The sequence below is a fragment of the Nocardiopsis camelliae genome (assembly GCF_028993595.1).
Lineage (GTDB): Bacteria > Actinomycetota > Actinomycetes > Streptosporangiales > Streptosporangiaceae > Nocardiopsis > Nocardiopsis dassonvillei.
On sequence record NZ_CP118614.1, the window covers coordinates 3,954,253 to 3,971,194 of the forward strand.

The following is a 16,942-nucleotide window of genomic DNA, read 5'->3' on the forward strand; positions in this document are numbered from 1 at the left end:
GGCAGCGCACCGCGTGGGCCGACCCTGCGGGGTCCGCACGCGCGCGCCGGTCGGCGGGGCACGAAGGAGGCACATGCGGATCGCGCTGTTCATCACCTGCGTCAACGACACACTGTTCCCCGACACCGGGCGGGCGGTCGTGCGCCTCCTGGAGCGCTTGGGGCACGAGGTGGTCTTCCCCGAGGGCCAGACCTGCTGCGGGCAGATGCACTACAACACCGGCTACCGGCGCTCGGCGAGCCGTCTGGCCGTGCGCTTCGTACGCACCTTCGAGGGCGCCGACGCCGTCGTGGTCCCCTCCGCCTCCTGCGCGGCCATGGTCCGCGACAACTACCCGCGGCTGGGCGCGAGCGGGAGCCGCCTGTCGCGCAAGGTGGCCGACCTCGCCCCGCGCGTGTACGACCTCACCGAGTTCCTGGTGGACGTGCTCGGCGTGACGGACGTGGGCGCCTACTACCCGCACAAGGTGGCCTACCACCCCACCTGCCACGGGCTGCGCATGCTGGGCCTGGGCGATCGCCCCTACCGGCTGCTGCGCGCCGTTCGCGGCCTGGAGCTGGTGGAGCTGCCCGGGGCCACCGAGTGCTGCGGCTTCGGCGGCACCTTCGCGGTCAAGAACGGCGACGTGTCCTCGGCCATGGGCGCGGACAAGGCCCGCCACGCCGTGGAGACCGGTGCCGAGGTGCTGTGCGCGGTGGACAACTCCTGCCTGATGCACATCGGCGGCACCCTGTCCCGGCAGCGGTCGGGGATGAGGGTGGCGCACCTGGCCGAGATCCTGGCCAGCACCGAGAAGGCGAACGAGAAGGAGGGCGCATACCGATGAGCGCGACGTTCCTGGGCATCCCGCCCTTTCCCGAGGCCGCCGCGGGCGCGGTCAACGACGCCCGGCTGCGGCACAACCTGCGCAGGGCCACGCACACCATCCGCGACAAGCGCGCCGCCGTCGTCGACGAGCTGCACGAGGACTGGCAGCGCCTGCGGGCGGAGGGAGCGGCGGTCAAGGAGCACACCCTGCGCCACCTGGACCGCTACCTGGAACAGCTGGAGGAGTCCGTCCAGCGGGCGGGCGGACGGGTGCACTGGGCCTCGGACGCGGCCGAGGCCAACGAGATCGTCACCCGGCTGGTCCGGGACACCGGCGAGACCGACGTGGTCAAGGTCAAGTCGATGGCCACCCAGGAGATCGAGCTCAACGACGCCCTCGCCGCCGCCGGGATCACCGCCTACGAGACCGACCTGGCCGAGCTGATCGTGCAGCTGGGCGAGGACCTGCCCTCGCACATCCTGGTGCCCGCCATCCACCTGGGCCGTGCCCAGATCCGCGAGATCTTCCTGGAGCAGATGGCCGAGTGGGGCGTGCCCGCGCCCCGGGGCCTGACCGACGACCCCCGGGCGCTGGCCGAGGCGGCCCGCGTGCACCTGCGCGAACGCTTCCTGCGCACCCGCACCGCGATCTCGGGGGCCAACTTCGCGGTGGCCGACAGCGGCACGCTCGTGGTGCTGGAGTCGGAGGGCAACGGGCGCATGTGCCTGACGCTGCCCCGGACGCTGATCTCCGTGGTCGGCATCGAGAAGATCGTGCCGACCTGGTCGGACCTGGAGGTGTTCCTCCAGCTGCTGCCGCGTTCCTCCACCGGCGAGCGGATGAACCCCTACACCTCCACCTGGACCGGGGTGACGCCGGGCGACGGCCCCCAGGAGTTCCACCTGGTGCTGCTGGACAACGGCCGCACCGACGTGCTGGCCGACACCGTGGGCCGCCAGGCGCTGCGCTGCATCCGCTGCTCGGCGTGCCTGAACACCTGCCCGGTCTACGAGCGCACCGGCGGGCACTCCTACGGTTCGGTCTACCCGGGCCCGATCGGCGCGATCCTCACCCCGCAGCTGCGGGGGATGTCCTCGCCGGTGGACGAGGCGCTGCCCTACGCGTCCTCGCTGTGCGGGGCCTGCTACGAGGTGTGCCCGGTGGCCATCGACATCCCCGAGGTGCTGGTGCACCTGCGCGAGGAGGTCGCGCAGCGCTCCGGGCACGCGGCGGAGAGGGCGCTCATGGCGGGCGCCGAGGTGGTGCTGTCCTCCCCGCGGACGCTGGGCGCGGTCCAGCGGGCGGCGGGGCTGGGGCGCCGCGCGGTCCCGCGCCACCTGCCGGGCCCGGCCGGAGCCTGGACCGACACCAGGGACGTGCCCGACGTTCCGGCCGAGTCCTTCCGCCAGTGGTGGGACAGGCGCGATGGGGAGGGCCGATGAGCAGCCGCGAGCGGATCCTGGCCAGGGTCAGGAGGGCGCTGGCCGACGTGCCCGCCGACGAGTCGCCGGTGCGGGAGGCGGGGCGCGGCTACGCCGACAGCCACGGTGTGGGTCCCTCGTTGGAGGTGCTGGAGGACCGGCTGCTGGACTACCGGGCACTGGTGCGCCGGGTGGGCTCCGACCGCCTGGCCGTCGAGGTGGCCGCCGCGCTGGAGCGCCGGGGGGCGCAGCGGGTGGTCGTCCCGGCGGACGCGCCGCCGGAGTGGTTCGCGCACACCCGCGCCGAGCGGCTGTCCGACTCGCGTGAGGAGCCGCTGTCGGTCACCGACCTCACCGGCGTGGACGGCGTGGTCACCGGCTGCGCGGTGGCCGTCGCCGAGACCGGCACGATCGTCCTGGACGGCGGTCCGGGCCAGGGGCGCCGGGCCGTCACCCTGGTGCCGGACTACCACCTGTGCGTGGTGCGCGCCGACCAGGTGGTGGACGGGGTTCCGCAGGCGGTGCGGCTCCTGGACCCGTCGCGCCCGCTCACCTGGATCAGCGGCCCCTCCGCGACCAGCGACATCGAACTGAACCGGGTGGAGGGGGTGCACGGCCCGCGCACGCTGGAGGTGCTGCTGGTGGAACCCGCTTCCTGAACCCGGTGACGGGGGCGGAGGCGCGGGTGGAGGCGCGGCCCGGCGGACGCGGCCCCCGGACCCGGTGGGGAGGGCCGCCCCCGGGGACGCGAGCGCACTCCGGCGGAATCGGCCTCCCGAATCCGGCCGGCCGAGACCGGGCGGCAGGCGGGACCGCGGTCCGGTGGGTCCCAAGCCCCCAACCCGCTGATGGGATCCCCGGGGGTGGGGCTTTCCCCACCCCCTCCTCCGGGGCACCCCCGGGGAAGGGGGGTGGAGGTCCCGATGGCGCCGGGCGGGCCGCCCTTCCTAGCGTGGGCGGTGACCACGAAGGCACCGAACGACGGGACACCATGCCCCCTTCACCGCACCCCTCCCCCTCCTCGCGGGCGCTCCGGTCCGGTACCGCGCTCGCCGCGGCCGCCGCGCTGGCGCTGCCGCTCTCCCTGGCCGCGTCCGGAACGGCCGCGGCCGACACCGGCCCCTCCGGCGCCTCCGCCGACGCCCTCCGGGCCGCCCTGCCCGAGCCCACCGGGGAGCACCCGGTGGGCAGGACGACCCTGCACCTGGTGGACGGGGGGCGCGAGGACGTGTGGGTGGGCGGACCCCGCCAGCTGATGGTCACCCTGTGGTACCCGGCACGGGTGGACGCGGGCCGCCCCGCGCCGTACATGACCGAGGCCGAGTCCGCCGCCATGGTCGCGGGGCTGGGGCTGGACCTGCCCGCCGACCTCCTGCACAGCGGGGTGCGCACCTCCTCCCGCCTGGACGTGCCGCCCGCGCGCACCCGCGACGGGTTCCCGCTGGTGGTGCTGTCCCCCGGCGCGGGGCACAACCGGATCGAGCTGTCCTCGCTGGCCGAGGAGCTGGCCAGCCACGGCTTCGTGGTGGCCGGGGTGGACCACGCCCACGAGGCCGCGCCCGTGGAGTTCCCCGACGGGCTGGTCACCGAGTGCACCGGGTGCCAGAGCGGCGAGTGGGCCCTGGGTTCGACCAACCGGGCCGAGGACGTCTCCTTCCTCCTGGACCGCCTCACCGGCCCCGACCCCGCGTGGCGGTGGTCGCGGGTCATCGACGCCTCCCGGATCGGGATGGCCGGGCACTCCTGGGGCGGCACGGCCACCGCCGAGACGCTCCGGTCCGAGGATCGGGTGGACGCCGGGATCAACCTGGACGGCCCCTACTACCCGCCCGCGGTGGAGGAGGGGCTGGACAAGCCGCTGGCGCTGATCGAGAACGACCAGGGCAACACCTGGGACGGCGTCGAGCAGATGTGGCCGCGCCTGGAGGGCTGGCGGCAGTGGATCCGCATGGAGGGATCGGGGCACTCCAACAGCATCGACCGCGGCGTGCTGATGGAGCAGCTCGGCCTGACCGGCGTCCTCACCCCCGAGCAGTGGCGGGCCGTGTTCGGCGACGTCGGGGTCGAGCGCGGCCTGGAGCTGGTGCGCACCTACAGCCTGGCGTTCTTCGACCACCACCTGCGCGGCGGGGACCAGCCCCTGTTGGAGGACCCCGGGGCCTTCCACCCCGAACTGGTCGTGGTCGACCCCGACGAGGGGTAGCCGACGCGGGGCGGGCCGCCAGCGCCACCGCGACCGGTCGCGGTGGCGCGCACTCGAACGCCCCCGGCCGTCCGCGCGGCCGGTCGGTCCGGCGGCCGGTCAGTCCCCCGGTCGCCAGGCCGCCAGCAGCCGCTCCAGGGCGTCGGGGTCGGCGCGTTCCGGCGCGAGCGGCGCCTGGTAGCGGGCCCCGGCGCCGCGCGCGGCCCTGCGGGGCCGCGGGGCGGAAGCGGGCACGGGCCGCTCCTCCCGTGCCCGCTCGCCGTCCTCCCCCGCCAGGGGCGCCTGGTAGCGCGCCCCGCGCGGGGCGGGACCGCGCTTCCTGCGCAGGCGCCGCAGCACGGGGGCGCGCTCGCGCACCGGCTCCACGGGCCCGACCCGCTCCCCGGTGGCGGTGAACCAGACCGGCAGCTCCTCCAGTCCGTGCACGGCCACGGAGTCGCGCCAGCGCAGGTCCTCGGGTTCGACGGCCAGGACCATGCCGCGCAGCCGGTCCACGGCGGTGTCGATGGCGGTGCGCGCCAGCTCGCGGGTGAGGCCGGTGGCGGGGCAGCGGTGTGCGCCCGCGCCCCAGGACAGGTGGGAGCGGTCGCCGGCCCGGGCCATCGCGTCTTCGCCGCGGGCCACCGACGGGTCGGTGTGCGCGGAGGCGAGCCCCAGCAGCAGCGGCTCGCCCCTGCGGACGCGGACCCCGGAGAAGCTCAGATCCTCGACCGGGTAGCGCCCGCCGAGCATGCGGATCGGGGAGTCGGTCCACATCACGTAGTCGATGAAGTCCTCGGGGGTGAGGGTGCCGCCCAGGTAGGCGGTCCACACGGCCGGGTCGTCCAGCAGCCGGAGCAGGGCGTTGCCGATCAGGTGGGTGGTGGGCTCGTGCCCTGACTCCCACAGCAGCGTCAGCGCCCCCGCCGCCTCGTCGTCGGTGAGCCCGGAGGGGTGGGCGAGCAGCCGGCTGGCCATGTCCTGCCCCGGGTCGGCGCGCTTGCGCGCGACCAGGCCCGCGAAGTAGGAGCGGATCGCGGCGGCGGCGGGACCGGCCCGGTCGGGTTCGCCGCTCCACAGCCTCGGAGCCAGGTCGGCCAGCAGGCGGCCGTAGGCGTCGGGCAGGCCGAAGAGCTCGTTGAGGACCAGGGCGGGCAGCGGGGCGGCGAACCCGCCGATGAGGTCGGCGGCGCCGTCGGCCGCGACCCGGCCGAGCAGGTGCACGGCGGCGCGTTCGACGACGGGGACCAGACGGGGCGTGCCCACCCCGGCCAGGGTGTCGACGAGGGCCGCGCGCAGCCGCCGGTGCTCCTCGCCGTCGCGGGCCAGGGCGGCGCTGCGGGCGGGCGCGGCGTGCCCCGCGCCCCAGGGGCGCGGGTCGGCGGAGAAGAGGGTGTGGTCGCGCAGGGCCTGGAGGTTCTCCCGGTAGCCGAGCAGGAGCCATCCGGGCACGCCCGGGCCCACCTCGACCGGGACGAGGCCGCCGTGGCGTTCGCGCAGCGCGTCCCAGGGCGCGTCGGCGCCGGTGCTCCCGTGCGGGGGGAGGGCGACCGGGCAGCGGGCGCCGCCGGACCCCGCTGCCTGGGGGTCGTCGCGGCCGTCGGTCCCGGTTCCCTGGCGCATGGAGACTCCTCAGTGGCTGCGGATGCGAGGCGACGGTACGCGCCCCGTGTTTCCGCCGTGCTTCGGACAGGAAAGCTCCGCCTTTCCGGACGGGGCACCCGGTGCCACGGAGGGTCAAGGCGGGATTACCGCTCACCGCGCCCAGAGGAGCAGGTGTCGGCGCACCGGTGACGTTCGCGCCTCTTCCTCCCCCGGCCGGGGCGCTCCCGTTCCGGTGGTGCGGTCCGGGCCCGCCCCTTCGGCCGGAGAACGCCTCGGGCCTTCGCCCTTCCGACCGGGGCGAAGGCTGTCCGTGCCCCCGCGCCGAGGAGTGCCCGGCCCCGCCCCGGCACCGGCGGCGGCGTACTCCCCCGCGCCGGGGAGTGTCCCCCGCCACCTCTCCCCGGGGCTCGCGCCCGCCCGCCGCGGACCCGCCGGTCGGTAAAATGGCCCGTTGGTCGCACACCAGCGCCGAACGGAGGACCACGTGGGCAAGAAGGGCCGCGGGCGACAGCGCGGCGGAGACCGCCGGACGGCCGGGCAGGGCGCCCGGCCCTGGGCCGGTCCCGCGCCCGACGACTCCCCCGAGCAGGTCGTCTCGGAGGCGGTCGACGCGCTGGTGCTCGGCCGGGAGGGCGGCGGCGTGGACCTGGCCGCCGCGCGGCTGGCCGACGCCGAGGACCCGGCGCGGGCCGGGGCGGCGGACCGCGCCGTCCGCGACGCCCTGCTGGCGGGGGTGGCCTCGGCCTGGGCTCGCGGGTGGCAGCCCGCCGAGACGGTCCGCCAGGCGGGCCGGGTGCTGGACCCGGTGGCGGCGGCGGTGTGCGCCGACGCGGTGACGGCCGACCTCGACCGCCACTCCCCCGCCGCGGTGGACCCGAGATGGGCCGCGCAGGTGCGCGAGCTGGGGGCAGCTCCGTCCTGGGGCGGCACCGGGGACTACCTGGCGCACGTGGGAGCCGGGCACGGGCTGCTGCGCTTCGAGGCGGTGGAGACGGCTCTGCGGCTGCTGGCCGCGCTGCGCGTGCTGCCGCCGGTGCACCGGCTGTGCCCGCCGCCGGGTGAGTTCCGTCCGCGCCCCGAGGGCGCCGCGCGGACCGCGGAGACGGTGGACCAGGGCAAGCTGGCCCGCGTGCGCGCGCTGCTGGCCAAGGCCGAGTCCACGGAGTTTCCCAGCGAGGCGGAGGCGCTGAGCGCCCGCGCGCAGGAGTTGATGGCCCGGCACAGCATCGACCGCGCACTGCTGGCCGAGGAACCCGGGCAGGCGTCGGAGGCCGCCTCGGGGCGGCGGCTGCCGGTGGACGCGCCCTACGACGAGCACAAGGCGGTGCTGCTGCACGAGGTCGCCGAGGCCAACCACTGCCGGGCCGTGTGGGACCGGGAACTGGGGCTGTGCACCGTGATGGGCTTCCCGGGCGACGTGGAGGCGGTGGACCTGATGTTCACGTCGCTGCTGGTGCAGGCCGAGACGGCGATGCGGGCCAGCGGTTCGGTGCGCGACCGGTCCGGCAGGGCGGCGGGCAAGGCCTTTCGCGCCTCGTTCATGTCAGCGTTCGCGGTACGGGTGGGTGAGCGGTTGGTGGAGTCGGCGCGCGCCGCCGAGGAGGCCGCCGCGGCCGAGACGGGGACGGACCTGGTGCCGGTGTTCGCCGCGCGCGAGCGCGAGGTGGAGGCGGCCGTGGCCGAGGCCTTCGGCGAACTGACCTACTCGCGGGTGCGCGGGCCCGCCAGCGAGGACGGCTGGTACGAGGGCCTGGCGGCGGCCGACGCCGCGTCCCTGGGCGCGCACCGCCGCGTCGCGGACCGCTGACCCCTGCCCCCTGGGGGCTGGCGGAAGGCCGGTTCCATCGGGGCGGCCCCGGCGGCGAAGCGGCTGATGCGGCGGGCTGCCGACACGGACGGAGGGCTGACCCTTCCGGGCGGCGAAAACCGGTGGCCGCGCGACCGGACGAACCGGTACAAACGTGGCCATGCGCAAGTACCCGCGGACCCGGCACATCCGGGGCTCCCGCCTCCAGGCGGGCGACCACGACCTGGCGGCCGTGCCCTTCTCCGCGCTGGCCGGACGCCACCTGGTGGTGGAGGAGAAGCTGGACGGCGCCAACGCCGGGATCAGCTTCGGCCCCGGCGGCGAGCTGCGCCTCCAGAGCCGGGGCCACTACCTCACCGGCGGCCCCCGCGAGCGGCACTTCGCCCCGTTCAAGGCCTGGGCGGCGACCGTGGCTCCGCTGCTGCGGCCGCGCCTGGGCGAGCGGTACGTGCTGTACGGGGAGTGGCTGTACGCCAAGCACACCGTGTTCTACGACGCGCTGCCGCACCTGTTCTGCGAGTTCGACGTCCTCGACACCCGCGAGAACGCGTTCCTGTCCACGCCGCGCCGCCGGGAGCTGCTGGAGGGCGCTCCGGTGGTGTCGGTGCCCGTGCTCCACACGGGTCCGCTGGAGCGTTTGGCGGACCTGACCCGCCTGGTGGGCCCCTCCACCTGCCGCACCCCCCACTGGCGCGGGGCCCTGGCCGAGGCGGCGGGGGCGGCGGGCGCCGACCCCGGCCGCGCCCTGGCCGAGAGCGACGGCTCCGACCTCATGGAGGGGCTCTACGTCAAGGTCGAGGAGGGAGAGCGCACGGTGGACCGGTACAAGTGGGTGCGCCCGGGGTTCACCTCCGCCGTCCTGGACTCGGGAACGCACTGGCTGGACCGGCCGCTGATCGCGAACGGGCTGGCCGATCCGGAGGTGCTCTATGCGGGTGTTCGCTGAGCTGTGCCCGGCGCCGCCGCGCTGGGACCTGGACTGGGCCCGGGTGCGCGAGGCCCTCCCGTGGGTGCGCGACCTGGCCGGGGTGGAGCAGGATCCGGTCCACCACGCCGAGGGGGACGTGGAGACGCACACCCGCATGGCGTGCGAGGCGCTGGCCGGGCTGCCCGCGTGGCGCTCCCGCCCCGCCGCGGAGCGGGAGCGGCTGTTCGCCGCCGTGCTGCTGCACGACGTCGCCAAACCGCTGTGCACCCGCCGTGGGGAGGACGGCCGGGTGACCGCGCACGGCCACTCGCGGCGCGGGGACCTCCTGGCGCGTCGGCTGCTGTGGGAGGCCGCGGCCGAACCCGGGGCGGCCGCCTCCGCGCTGGAGGCGGTGCGCTGGCGCGAGCACGTGGCGGCCCTGGTGCGCCACCACCAGGTGCCGTTCTGGGCGCTGGAGCGGCCGGACCTGCGCCGCATCGCGTTCCGGGTGAGCCTGGTGGCGCGCAACGACGACCTGGTGCTCCTGGCCACCGCCGACATCCTGGGCCGCCGCTGCGGCGACACCGCGGAGGTCCTGGAGAACATCGGGCTGTACGACGAGTACTGCCGGGAGCAGCGGTGCCTGGACCGGCCGAGGGAGTTCCCCTCCGACCACGCCCGGTTCTGGTTCTTCCGCAAGCCCGACCGCGACCCGGACTACGCCGCCCACGACGACACCCGGATGACGGTGACCGTCATGTCGGGGCTGCCGGGTTCGGGCAAGGACACCTGGATCGCGCGCGAGCGGCCGGACGTGCCGGTGGTGAGCCTGGACGCGCTGCGCACCGAGCTGGGTGTGCGTCCGACCGCCGACCAGCGGCCGGTGGCGGCGGCCGCGCACGCGCGCGCACGCGAACACCTGCGCGCGGGACGGTCGTTCGTGTGGAACGCCACCAACGTCTCGCGTTCGCTGCGCGACCAGTGCGTGGACCTGGCAGCCGCCTACCGTGCGCGCGTGGAGATCGTCTCCGTCGAGGCGCCGCCCAGGGTGCTGCGGGCCCGTCTGGACCGCAGGCCGGCGCCGGTACCGGCCGCAGCGGTGGAGCGCCTGGTACGGCGCTGGGAGTGCCCGGACCCGACCGAGGCGCACCGGCTCCTGCGGTGGACCAGCGCCTGAGCCCGCGCCGGGCCGGGATGTGGGAACGGGTCGGGGTTTCCCCGGCTCCGGGCCGCCTCCGCCGGGCAGGAGGCCAAGACCGGGAATCGGTCAGGGTCTCCTCGGCCCCGGACCGCCTCCGCCCGGCCGGGGGCGGCCCCGTGGGTGCGAGCGGCCCAGGGCCGGTGCTTCGGCGTGCGGAGGCGGCCTCCTCCCCCGCTTCGGACGAGCTTCGCCGCAGGTGAGGGGCGATTTTCGGCGTTCTCCCGCACGGGCCCGCGCCCCGAGGTTAATCTGATCCCGTTTCAGCGGCTCACGGCACTTCGGGTGGTTTGTCAATGACCGAGCGCATCTACTCCGCCGTGCACGCGTGCCTGGACTGGGCCGAAACGATCGAGCCCCGGCCCGCCCTGGACACCGGCAGCCTGCTCTTCCTGCTGGCCGCCCACATGGACGCCGGCGCACCCGACACCGGGGACTGGTCCACCGCCGACGTCGACGACATCGCCCGCACCGTCCGCGACTGGGACAGCGTGCCCGACAACCTCAGGGACACCTGGCTGACCTGGTGCGACTTCCTGGTCGACCAGGACCGGTTGCTGTCCGCGGAGAGCCCGCGCCGCCTGCGCGCCGCCATCGCCACGGTCGACCTGGCGCCCGGCGGCCCGCCGCCGACCGAGGACCGGACGACCGACAGCGCCGCCCTGCCGCTCCTGGACCGGCTCGGCGGCGGCGCGGACGGCGCTCCCGAGGCGCTGCCGACGGTCGTCCCGGCGGACCCGGCCGACCTGGACGCGGCGGCGCGCCGGTGCCGACCCCTGTCCGAAGCCGCGCGGCTGGCGGCGTGGACGGGCGGGGGAAGGCCCCTGTGCGCCGAGGGGGACGACGCCCTCACCGCCGACGACACCGCCGGGGCCGCCGCCGACCTGGGGATCGCGCCCGCGAGGGTGGCCGCGCTGTTCGCCGTGGCCAGGGACGCGGGTCTGCTGCGCACCACCTACACCCGGGTGCTGCCGGGCCGGGCGGCGCGGGCCTGGCGGGACGGTGTGCCGGGGGCGGCCGCCGACGCCTGGGCCGACGCCCTGCTGACCATGACCGACCTGCGCGGGGTGACGGCGTTCCTGCTGCTCACCGAACTGTTCGTGCACGGGGACGCGCGCACGCCCGCGCAGCTGGCGGCCGTGTACGGGCCCGGGATCGCCCTGCGCGGGGAGGACCCCGTGGAACACGTGCACCAGGTGCTGGAGACGCTGGAGGGTCTGGGCGCGGTCCGCGGGATCGGCGGCGGCCGGTTCCGCGTCACGGGCCTCGGCGACCACTTCATGGTGCGCCAGCTGCGCCAGACGGGGGCCGACCTCGCACTGACCCCGCCCCTGTCCGGGATGGACGCCGAGGAGGTGCTGGCCCTGGCGGAGCGGGGCCGTCCGGTGGACACCGAGGGCCTGCTGGAGCGGTGGGTGGCCGCCCGCGACACCGAGAGCGCGGTGTGCGGCCTGCTGGAGGCCTGCGACGCCCCCGGTTCCTGGCGCCTGCGTGAGCGGGTGGCCCGGGTGCTCGCCTCGCTGGAGGAGGACCTGGGCCCGGTGCTGGGTCTGTACGTGCACCACCCCGTCCTGGGCGGGTGGGCCCGGCGGCTGCGCGGCGGAGCCGCGGGGGCGCCCACGTCGCACCAGGAGGTCTGGGCGGTGCTGGACGACTACGCGATCCTGCTGGAGGGCGGCGGGCTCCTCCCCGGCCGGGACCGGGACAGGTACGCCGGGTGCGCGGAGCGGTTCGTCCGCACGGTGTGGCTGACGGGTCACCCGGCCTCGGACACGGTGCTGGACCTGCTGGCGGAGGGGGCGCTGGGCGCGCCCCTGGCCGAGGCCGTTCGGCAGCTGCGCCCCGCCCCGCTCATCCCCTGAACAGCGGCCCCTCCCCCGCCCCGGTCCGGGGCGGGAGGACGGGCGCGCGCGGGCTTCAGGCCTTGACGACCAGTTCGTGGACGAGCGTCTCGACGCCGGGCAGTGCGGGCCAGTCGCGTTCGGGCGCCCGCTCGAAACCGCGGGCGCGGTAGACGTACTGGGTCGAGACCATCTCGGGCAGGGTGGCCACCAGCAGCCGGGAGACCCCCTCCTCCCGGGCGCGGTCGACGAGCGCGTTGACCAGGTCGCGCCCCACGCCGCGCCCCCGCGCCTCGGGGGCGACGGCGAAGGCGCGGATCTCGGCCTCGTCGGCGTTGCGGGCGATCTCGCTCTCCGGAGACCAGGGCTCGAACACGGCCGTCCCCAGGAGCCGGTTCTCGTCGGCGGCGACCAGGATCTCGCCGCGGCCGTCCGTGCCCAGGAGCCGGAGCGTCTCGACGTAGGCCGGGTTCACGTCCATGAGGCCGTCGGCGGTGTAGGCCGTCACGCGCAGCTCACTGACGGCGTTCATCTCATCGGGAAGTACTCGACGCACGATCATGGACGTCATTCAACATGATGGGAGGGCTCCCCACCGTTGATCGCCGCACCACCCGGAGCGTCGAAAACGTCACCGTGAGTGACTCTTTACGGAGGTTTATCCCCCGGTCCGGACACGCCGAGCACCCCCGAACGGAGTTGTCCACAGGCCTCCGGCGGCGCGGCCGCGATCGTGCCACCCTTCTGGCGAGGGGAGGCGCCCATGTCCGACCGCACCAGCGGGGAACCCGTCCCGGCACCGACCGTCCGCGTCTTCAGCGGCTCCGCGGCGCTGGCTGAGGGGGGATGCCCGGCGCACCGCCGGTTCAGCGCCGACCCGTCCCCGGGCGCGGATCCGCCGCCGCGCGACGCTCCCGGGGCGGTCCTGGACGCCGTCCTGGACCTGGTCGAGCACGCGGGCATGGCGTTGGAGGAGGCCTGCGCGCGCCTGTCCGTGCCGGAAAGTCCGGGAGGTCCGGGAGGTCCGGGACGCGCCCTCCCGGGCGGGCGTCCCGTGCCGCCGCACCCGGGGGTGCTGCTCTGGGTCCGGCACGCCGCGCGGTGCTACCTGGAGGGCCTGGCCGGGGACCGCGGGCGCGACGGCCCGCACCGCGCCCCGGTGTTCGACTTCTGGGTCCGCCAGTACCTGCCCGTGCCCGGCTCCCCCAACTCCCGGCCCTACGAGCTGTGCGCCCGGGGCCGCAGGTACGCCTACGCGCAGGGGCCGGAACGGGTCCGGGAGCTGCGCGTCCCGGTCACGGGCGCGGCCGGTGCGCAGGCCCGCTCGCGGGCCGAGGTGGCGGTGGCCGCGTACGTGCTCGCCACCGGCACTCTGGTGGACCGCGACGCCTGCGCGGCGCGTCCCGGGCGGTACCGGGGCGGCGCCCCCTACCCGATGCGCGGACAGCGCGGCGGCGCCGACGTCAGGCCGCCGGACCGGGTGCGCGTGGTGGAGGCCTCCTGTCTGGACTCCTCCACCGCCGTCCTCTACGACGGTTCGGCCGCCGAGGCCGGGGAGGCCTTCGCCTCGGCGGGCCGCGAGGGGCTGCGCTCGGCCCTGGTGGGCGGGGCCCGCTCCCCCGGCGGGGACTGCCTGTCCTGTGCGGGGCGCCGCGGCTGCGGTCGGCTGCCGCGCGCGCCGGGGCTGCTCGGCCCGAGCGGCGGCCCGGGTGGCGGGCCGTGGCCCCGGCGCTCCTGGTCGGTCTCCCTGGGGCTGCGCCACCGGGGCTGTCCCGCCCGGGCGCACTTCCACGCCCTGGGCCTGCCCGCGGACCCCGGCGTCGAACCGGTGCGGCTGCGGCGCGACCGCGCCGTGCGCGCCTGGCTGGAGCGACTGCACCGGCGCCTGCCCCGAAGGCCCTGCACGGCCGGGGACCTGCCCGGGGACCGCTCGTCCTGGTCCGCGGGGAGGTGGCAGCTGGAGGGTGGACAGGCACGTCTGGGCGCCGCCATGATCGCCGCGCACGTCGGGGTCTGCCCGCTGCGCGGGCTGGCCTCGGGCAGCCACGTGCGGGTGGGCCACAGGCTGGCCGCCGACGACACGCGGGCCGACGTCCTGGTTCTGGCCAGGGCCGACGTGCTCCACCACCGGGGCCGGTCCTGGGTCTACCGCGCCGTCACCACCACCGACGACGCACCCGCTTCAGGCGAAGGCAGGCCCTCCTCGGAGGACGGCGCGCTCTTCCCGGCCGGAGACACCCTGCTCAGAGACGGGGGTGCGGGCCCCGCGAGCGGCGGCAGACCCTTCCCGGGCGGGAACGCTCTCCTGGAGGACCGGAACCGGCCTGCTCGGGGAGGGGATCCGCCGCCTCGGGGAGAGGACGTGCCTCCACCGGACGGGAACGCTCCTTGCCGGAACGGGGGCGCTGCTCCCGCCCCGCCCGGAGGCGCGCTCTTCGGGGACGAGGAGGCACTGCTGGCGGCGGAGCCCCGGCTGGCCCTGGCGGTGGGGCTCTTCGCCTGCGGCGCCCTGCCCGCGGGTCCGGACTCGGCCGTGGAACTGGAGGTCCTCGGCCCCCGGGGCGCGTCCGTACGGTCGCTGGATCCGGGGTCGGCACGGGTCCGTGCTACGGCCCGGCGGGTGGTGCGCGGGCTCGCCGGACCCTGGCACGGCGACACCTCCCACCCACCTGCTCCGGGCGAGGGCTGCCTGGACTGCCCCTACCGGCGCTGGTGCCCGGCGACCGACCTTCCCGACACCCTCCACGGCCCGGGCGCACGGGCCCGGGACCGGCGGGGCGGCGCCGCTCCCGGACCCGTGCGCGACCCTCCCCCGGGTCAGGCCGCCGGTTCGCCCTCCTCGGCGAAGCGGTAGGCGCTGGCCTGGAGGTCCCACAGCTCGCGGTAGAGCCCGTCGGCGGCCAGGAGTTCGGCGTGGCCGCCCTGTTCCACCACCCGGCCCCGGTCGAGCACGACGATGTGGTCGGCCATGCGCACCGACGCCAGCCGGTGGGTGATGAGGACGACGGCGGCACCGGTGCGCCCGGCGTGGGCGTGCAGGGAGGAGAAGAAGGCGTGCTCGGCGCGCGCGTCCAGCGCGGCGGTGGGCTCGTCGGCGATGAGCAGCGGCGTGCGCTCACCGTCGTCGCCCCGGTAGAAGCCCCGGGCGGCGGCCAGGCGCTGCCACTGCCCTCCCGAGGGCTCGGCGCCGTCCACGAAGCGCTTGTCCAGGAGGGTCTCCCACCCCCGGCCGAGTTCGGCGACCACCGCGTCGGCCCGGGAGGCGCGCGCGGCGCGTTCCAGCCGCCCGGGGTCGGCGCCGGGGCTGCCCATGACGACGTTGCGGCGCGCCGTCAGCGGCCAGTGGGTGTGATCCTGGGCGATGACCGCGATCCGCTCGCGCAGGCTGGTGCCGTCCACCGAGGCCAGGTCGGTGCCGTCCCAGCGCACCCGTCCGGAACCGGGCAGGTACAGGCCCGACAGCAGTTTGGACAGCGTGGTCTTGCCCGACCCGTTCTCCCCGACCAGGGCGACCGTGCGGCCGCGCCGCAGGGTCAGGTTGACGTCGTCCAGGGCCGGGCGCTCCCCGTCCTGCCCCGGGTAGGAGAAGGTGACGTGTTCGACGCGGATCTCGTCGAAGCCCTCCGGCGCGGGGGCCAGTCCCGCCCGGGGCAGCCGCCGCCGGGCCTCCTCGTCGAAGGCGACGAAGTCGGAGAAGTACAGGCCCGACTCGTAGACCAGGGTGAGGGAGGACAACGCGTTGCCCAGGGCACCCTGCGCGACCCGGATGGCGACCACGGCGGCGCCGGCCACGGCGATCTCCACGACCCCGTCTACCAGCAGCAGCGCCAGGGCCGCGAAGACCGCGCCGGTCACCAGCCCGCCCGCGGTGTCCCCGGCCAGCCGGATGAGGGACTGGCGGGTGGCCAGGCCCAGCTGGATGTCCAGTTCCCGGCCGCCGACCCGGTCGAACTCGGCGAGCAGTCGGCCCTCCATGGTGAAGGAGCGGACCTCGGCCGCGCTGCGGCGGTCGGTCATGAGGTTCTCCAGCAGGATCTTGCGGCGGCGCCCCTCGGTGAAGGCCATGAGCATCCTGTAGCGCATGCGCGCCGCGGCGGCCGAGCCCCACCACTGGGGGACCACGGCCAGGGCCAGCAGCGGCAGCAGGACCGGGTGCAGCACGCCGAGCACCCCCGCGGCGGCGACCAGGCCCGCCGCCCCGGTGAGCACGTCGGCGGTGTGCCGGACCAGCGCCCCCGCCTCGTCGCTGCCGCGCACGTAGCACCGGTACAGGTGGTCGTGGAACCCGCTGTCGTCGAAGGCCCGCAGCTCGACCGCGGTGCAGCGACGCAGCAGCTGCTTCTCCGCGGTGAGCACGACCTGGGGTTCCAGGCGGGCCTGGGCGCGTCCGGCGGCGGCCGAGCAGACCCCGCGCAGGACCAGCGCCGCGCCCAGCAGCGCCAGGGAGGGCAGGGCGGCCAGGACACGGTCGGGGGTGGGCACGGCGGCGAAGAGCGCGCCGAGCACGTCGGTGGTGGCCACCAGCGCCCAGGCCGTGGCGGCGCCGACACCCGCGTTGAGCGCGGCGGTCGCGACGACGTCGCGCGGGCTGCTGCGCCAGGCCAGCGCGAAGGCCTGGCGGACCAGCGCGGGCATGCGGCGCCCGATCACGCCCCAGGTGGCCTTGGACGCCTGGTCGCCGAAGTGCCACCACCTGGGCGTGGTGAGTTCGGGCAGGGACAGTCCCTCCCCGACGTCGTCGGTGTCGCTGCCGGTGGCGGTGGGAAGTGGTGTGTCGTGCATCCTCGGCGTCCTCCGGTGGTGTCGTGGACCTCGGAACCCGTGCGCGGACATGCGAGGGGGAGCGACGCCAGGTGATGGCATCGGTCCTCTCGGTGACCGTTGCGCGGATGGTGCCGATCATGACCCCGGCGCACGACAGCCGGAAGCGACTTTCCCCGTTGCGGTCGGACCGGATACCGGCGCCCTCCGTGCGGGACGCCCGCCGGGGCCTGTCGGCCGGGGCGGCCGGGCACGGCACCGGATTCGAAAACCTGTCGGATAGCTGCCGCCCGGATCGGCCCGGGATACGGACCGCCCCGAAGCGGGCCGGGACGCCGCCGTTCACTCACCGGCACCGGCCCGAATCCCCGGAGCAGGACGCGGACCCGGAGCCGCGGTCGGCAGAACCCGG

12 protein-coding genes are annotated in these 16,942 nt (G+C 76.2%); 9 read left to right on the forward strand and 3 right to left on the reverse strand.

The genetic code is table 11. The annotated features are described in order from the left end of the window. Positions 1 to 73 precede the first annotated feature (73 nt). The 4 genes from PV789_RS17360 (at position 74) to PV789_RS17375 (ending at position 4,432) form a co-directional block, all read left to right on the forward strand. Positions 74 to 826, forward strand: a complete 753-nt coding sequence (locus PV789_RS17360; RefSeq protein ID WP_274973614.1) for a (Fe-S)-binding protein — start codon at positions 74 to 76, stop codon at positions 824 to 826. Continuing rightward, positions 823 to 2,250, forward strand: a complete 1,428-nt coding sequence (locus PV789_RS17365; protein WP_274973615.1) for a lactate utilization protein B — start codon at positions 823 to 825, stop codon at positions 2,248 to 2,250. Before PV789_RS17360 ends, PV789_RS17365 begins: the two co-directional genes overlap by 4 nt. Then, positions 2,247 to 2,888, forward strand: a complete 642-nt coding sequence (locus tag PV789_RS17370) for a LutC/YkgG family protein (protein ID WP_274973616.1) — start codon at positions 2,247 to 2,249, stop codon at positions 2,886 to 2,888. Before PV789_RS17365 ends, PV789_RS17370 begins: the two co-directional genes overlap by 4 nt. Before the next feature lie 332 nt (positions 2,889 to 3,220). Then, complete coding sequence (locus PV789_RS17375; RefSeq protein ID WP_274973617.1) at positions 3,221 to 4,432, forward strand: alpha/beta hydrolase family protein; 1,212 nt, start codon at positions 3,221 to 3,223, stop codon at positions 4,430 to 4,432. A 99-nt stretch (positions 4,433 to 4,531) separates the two neighbouring features. Here PV789_RS17375 and PV789_RS17380 read toward each other — a convergent pair whose 3' ends face one another. Next, entirely contained in the window at positions 4,532 to 6,034 is a 1,503-nt protein-coding gene (locus PV789_RS17380) for a cytochrome P450 family protein (protein ID WP_274973618.1), read from the reverse strand. A gap of 466 nt (positions 6,035 to 6,500) precedes the next feature. Between PV789_RS17380 and PV789_RS17385 the strand changes: the two genes are divergently transcribed. The 4 genes from PV789_RS17385 to PV789_RS17400 all read left to right on the forward strand — a co-directional run bounded on the left by PV789_RS17385 (position 6,501) and on the right by PV789_RS17400 (position 11,790). Continuing rightward, the gene (locus PV789_RS17385) at positions 6,501 to 7,823 is read left to right on the forward strand and encodes a DUF2786 domain-containing protein (protein ID WP_274978165.1); all 1,323 of its coding nucleotides are present in this window, start codon (positions 6,501 to 6,503) and stop codon (positions 7,821 to 7,823) included. A gap of 160 nt (positions 7,824 to 7,983) precedes the next feature. Beyond that, positions 7,984 to 8,769 (forward strand): RNA ligase family protein, encoded by a 786-nt coding sequence (locus tag PV789_RS17390; RefSeq protein WP_274973619.1) that lies wholly within the window; start codon positions 7,984 to 7,986, stop codon positions 8,767 to 8,769. Beyond that, complete coding sequence (locus PV789_RS17395; protein ID WP_274973620.1) at positions 8,753 to 9,907, forward strand: AAA family ATPase; 1,155 nt, start codon at positions 8,753 to 8,755, stop codon at positions 9,905 to 9,907. The genes PV789_RS17390 and PV789_RS17395 overlap by 17 nt, the downstream gene beginning before the upstream one ends. Before the next feature lie 317 nt (positions 9,908 to 10,224). Next, positions 10,225 to 11,790 (forward strand): amino acid adenylation domain-containing protein, encoded by a 1,566-nt coding sequence (locus tag PV789_RS17400; RefSeq protein ID WP_274973621.1) that lies wholly within the window; start codon positions 10,225 to 10,227, stop codon positions 11,788 to 11,790. A 55-nt stretch (positions 11,791 to 11,845) separates the two neighbouring features. On the opposite strand, the gene PV789_RS17405 is transcribed toward PV789_RS17400, so the two are convergent. Beyond that, entirely contained in the window at positions 11,846 to 12,301 is a 456-nt protein-coding gene (locus PV789_RS17405; protein ID WP_274978166.1) for a GNAT family N-acetyltransferase, read from the reverse strand. A 231-nt stretch (positions 12,302 to 12,532) separates the two neighbouring features. On the opposite strand from PV789_RS17405, the gene PV789_RS17410 reads away from it, so the two are divergent. Then, on the forward strand, positions 12,533 to 14,623 hold the full coding sequence (locus tag PV789_RS17410) for a hypothetical protein (RefSeq protein WP_274973622.1): 2,091 nt from the start codon (positions 12,533 to 12,535) through the stop codon (positions 14,621 to 14,623). On the opposite strand, the gene PV789_RS17415 is transcribed toward PV789_RS17410, so the two are convergent. Beyond that, a complete protein-coding gene (locus PV789_RS17415; protein ID WP_274973623.1) occupies positions 14,587 to 16,551 on the reverse strand; it encodes an ATP-binding cassette domain-containing protein in 1,965 nt (654 codons plus the stop codon). The genes PV789_RS17410 and PV789_RS17415 overlap by 37 nt on opposite strands. Positions 16,552 to 16,942 lie beyond the last annotated feature (391 nt).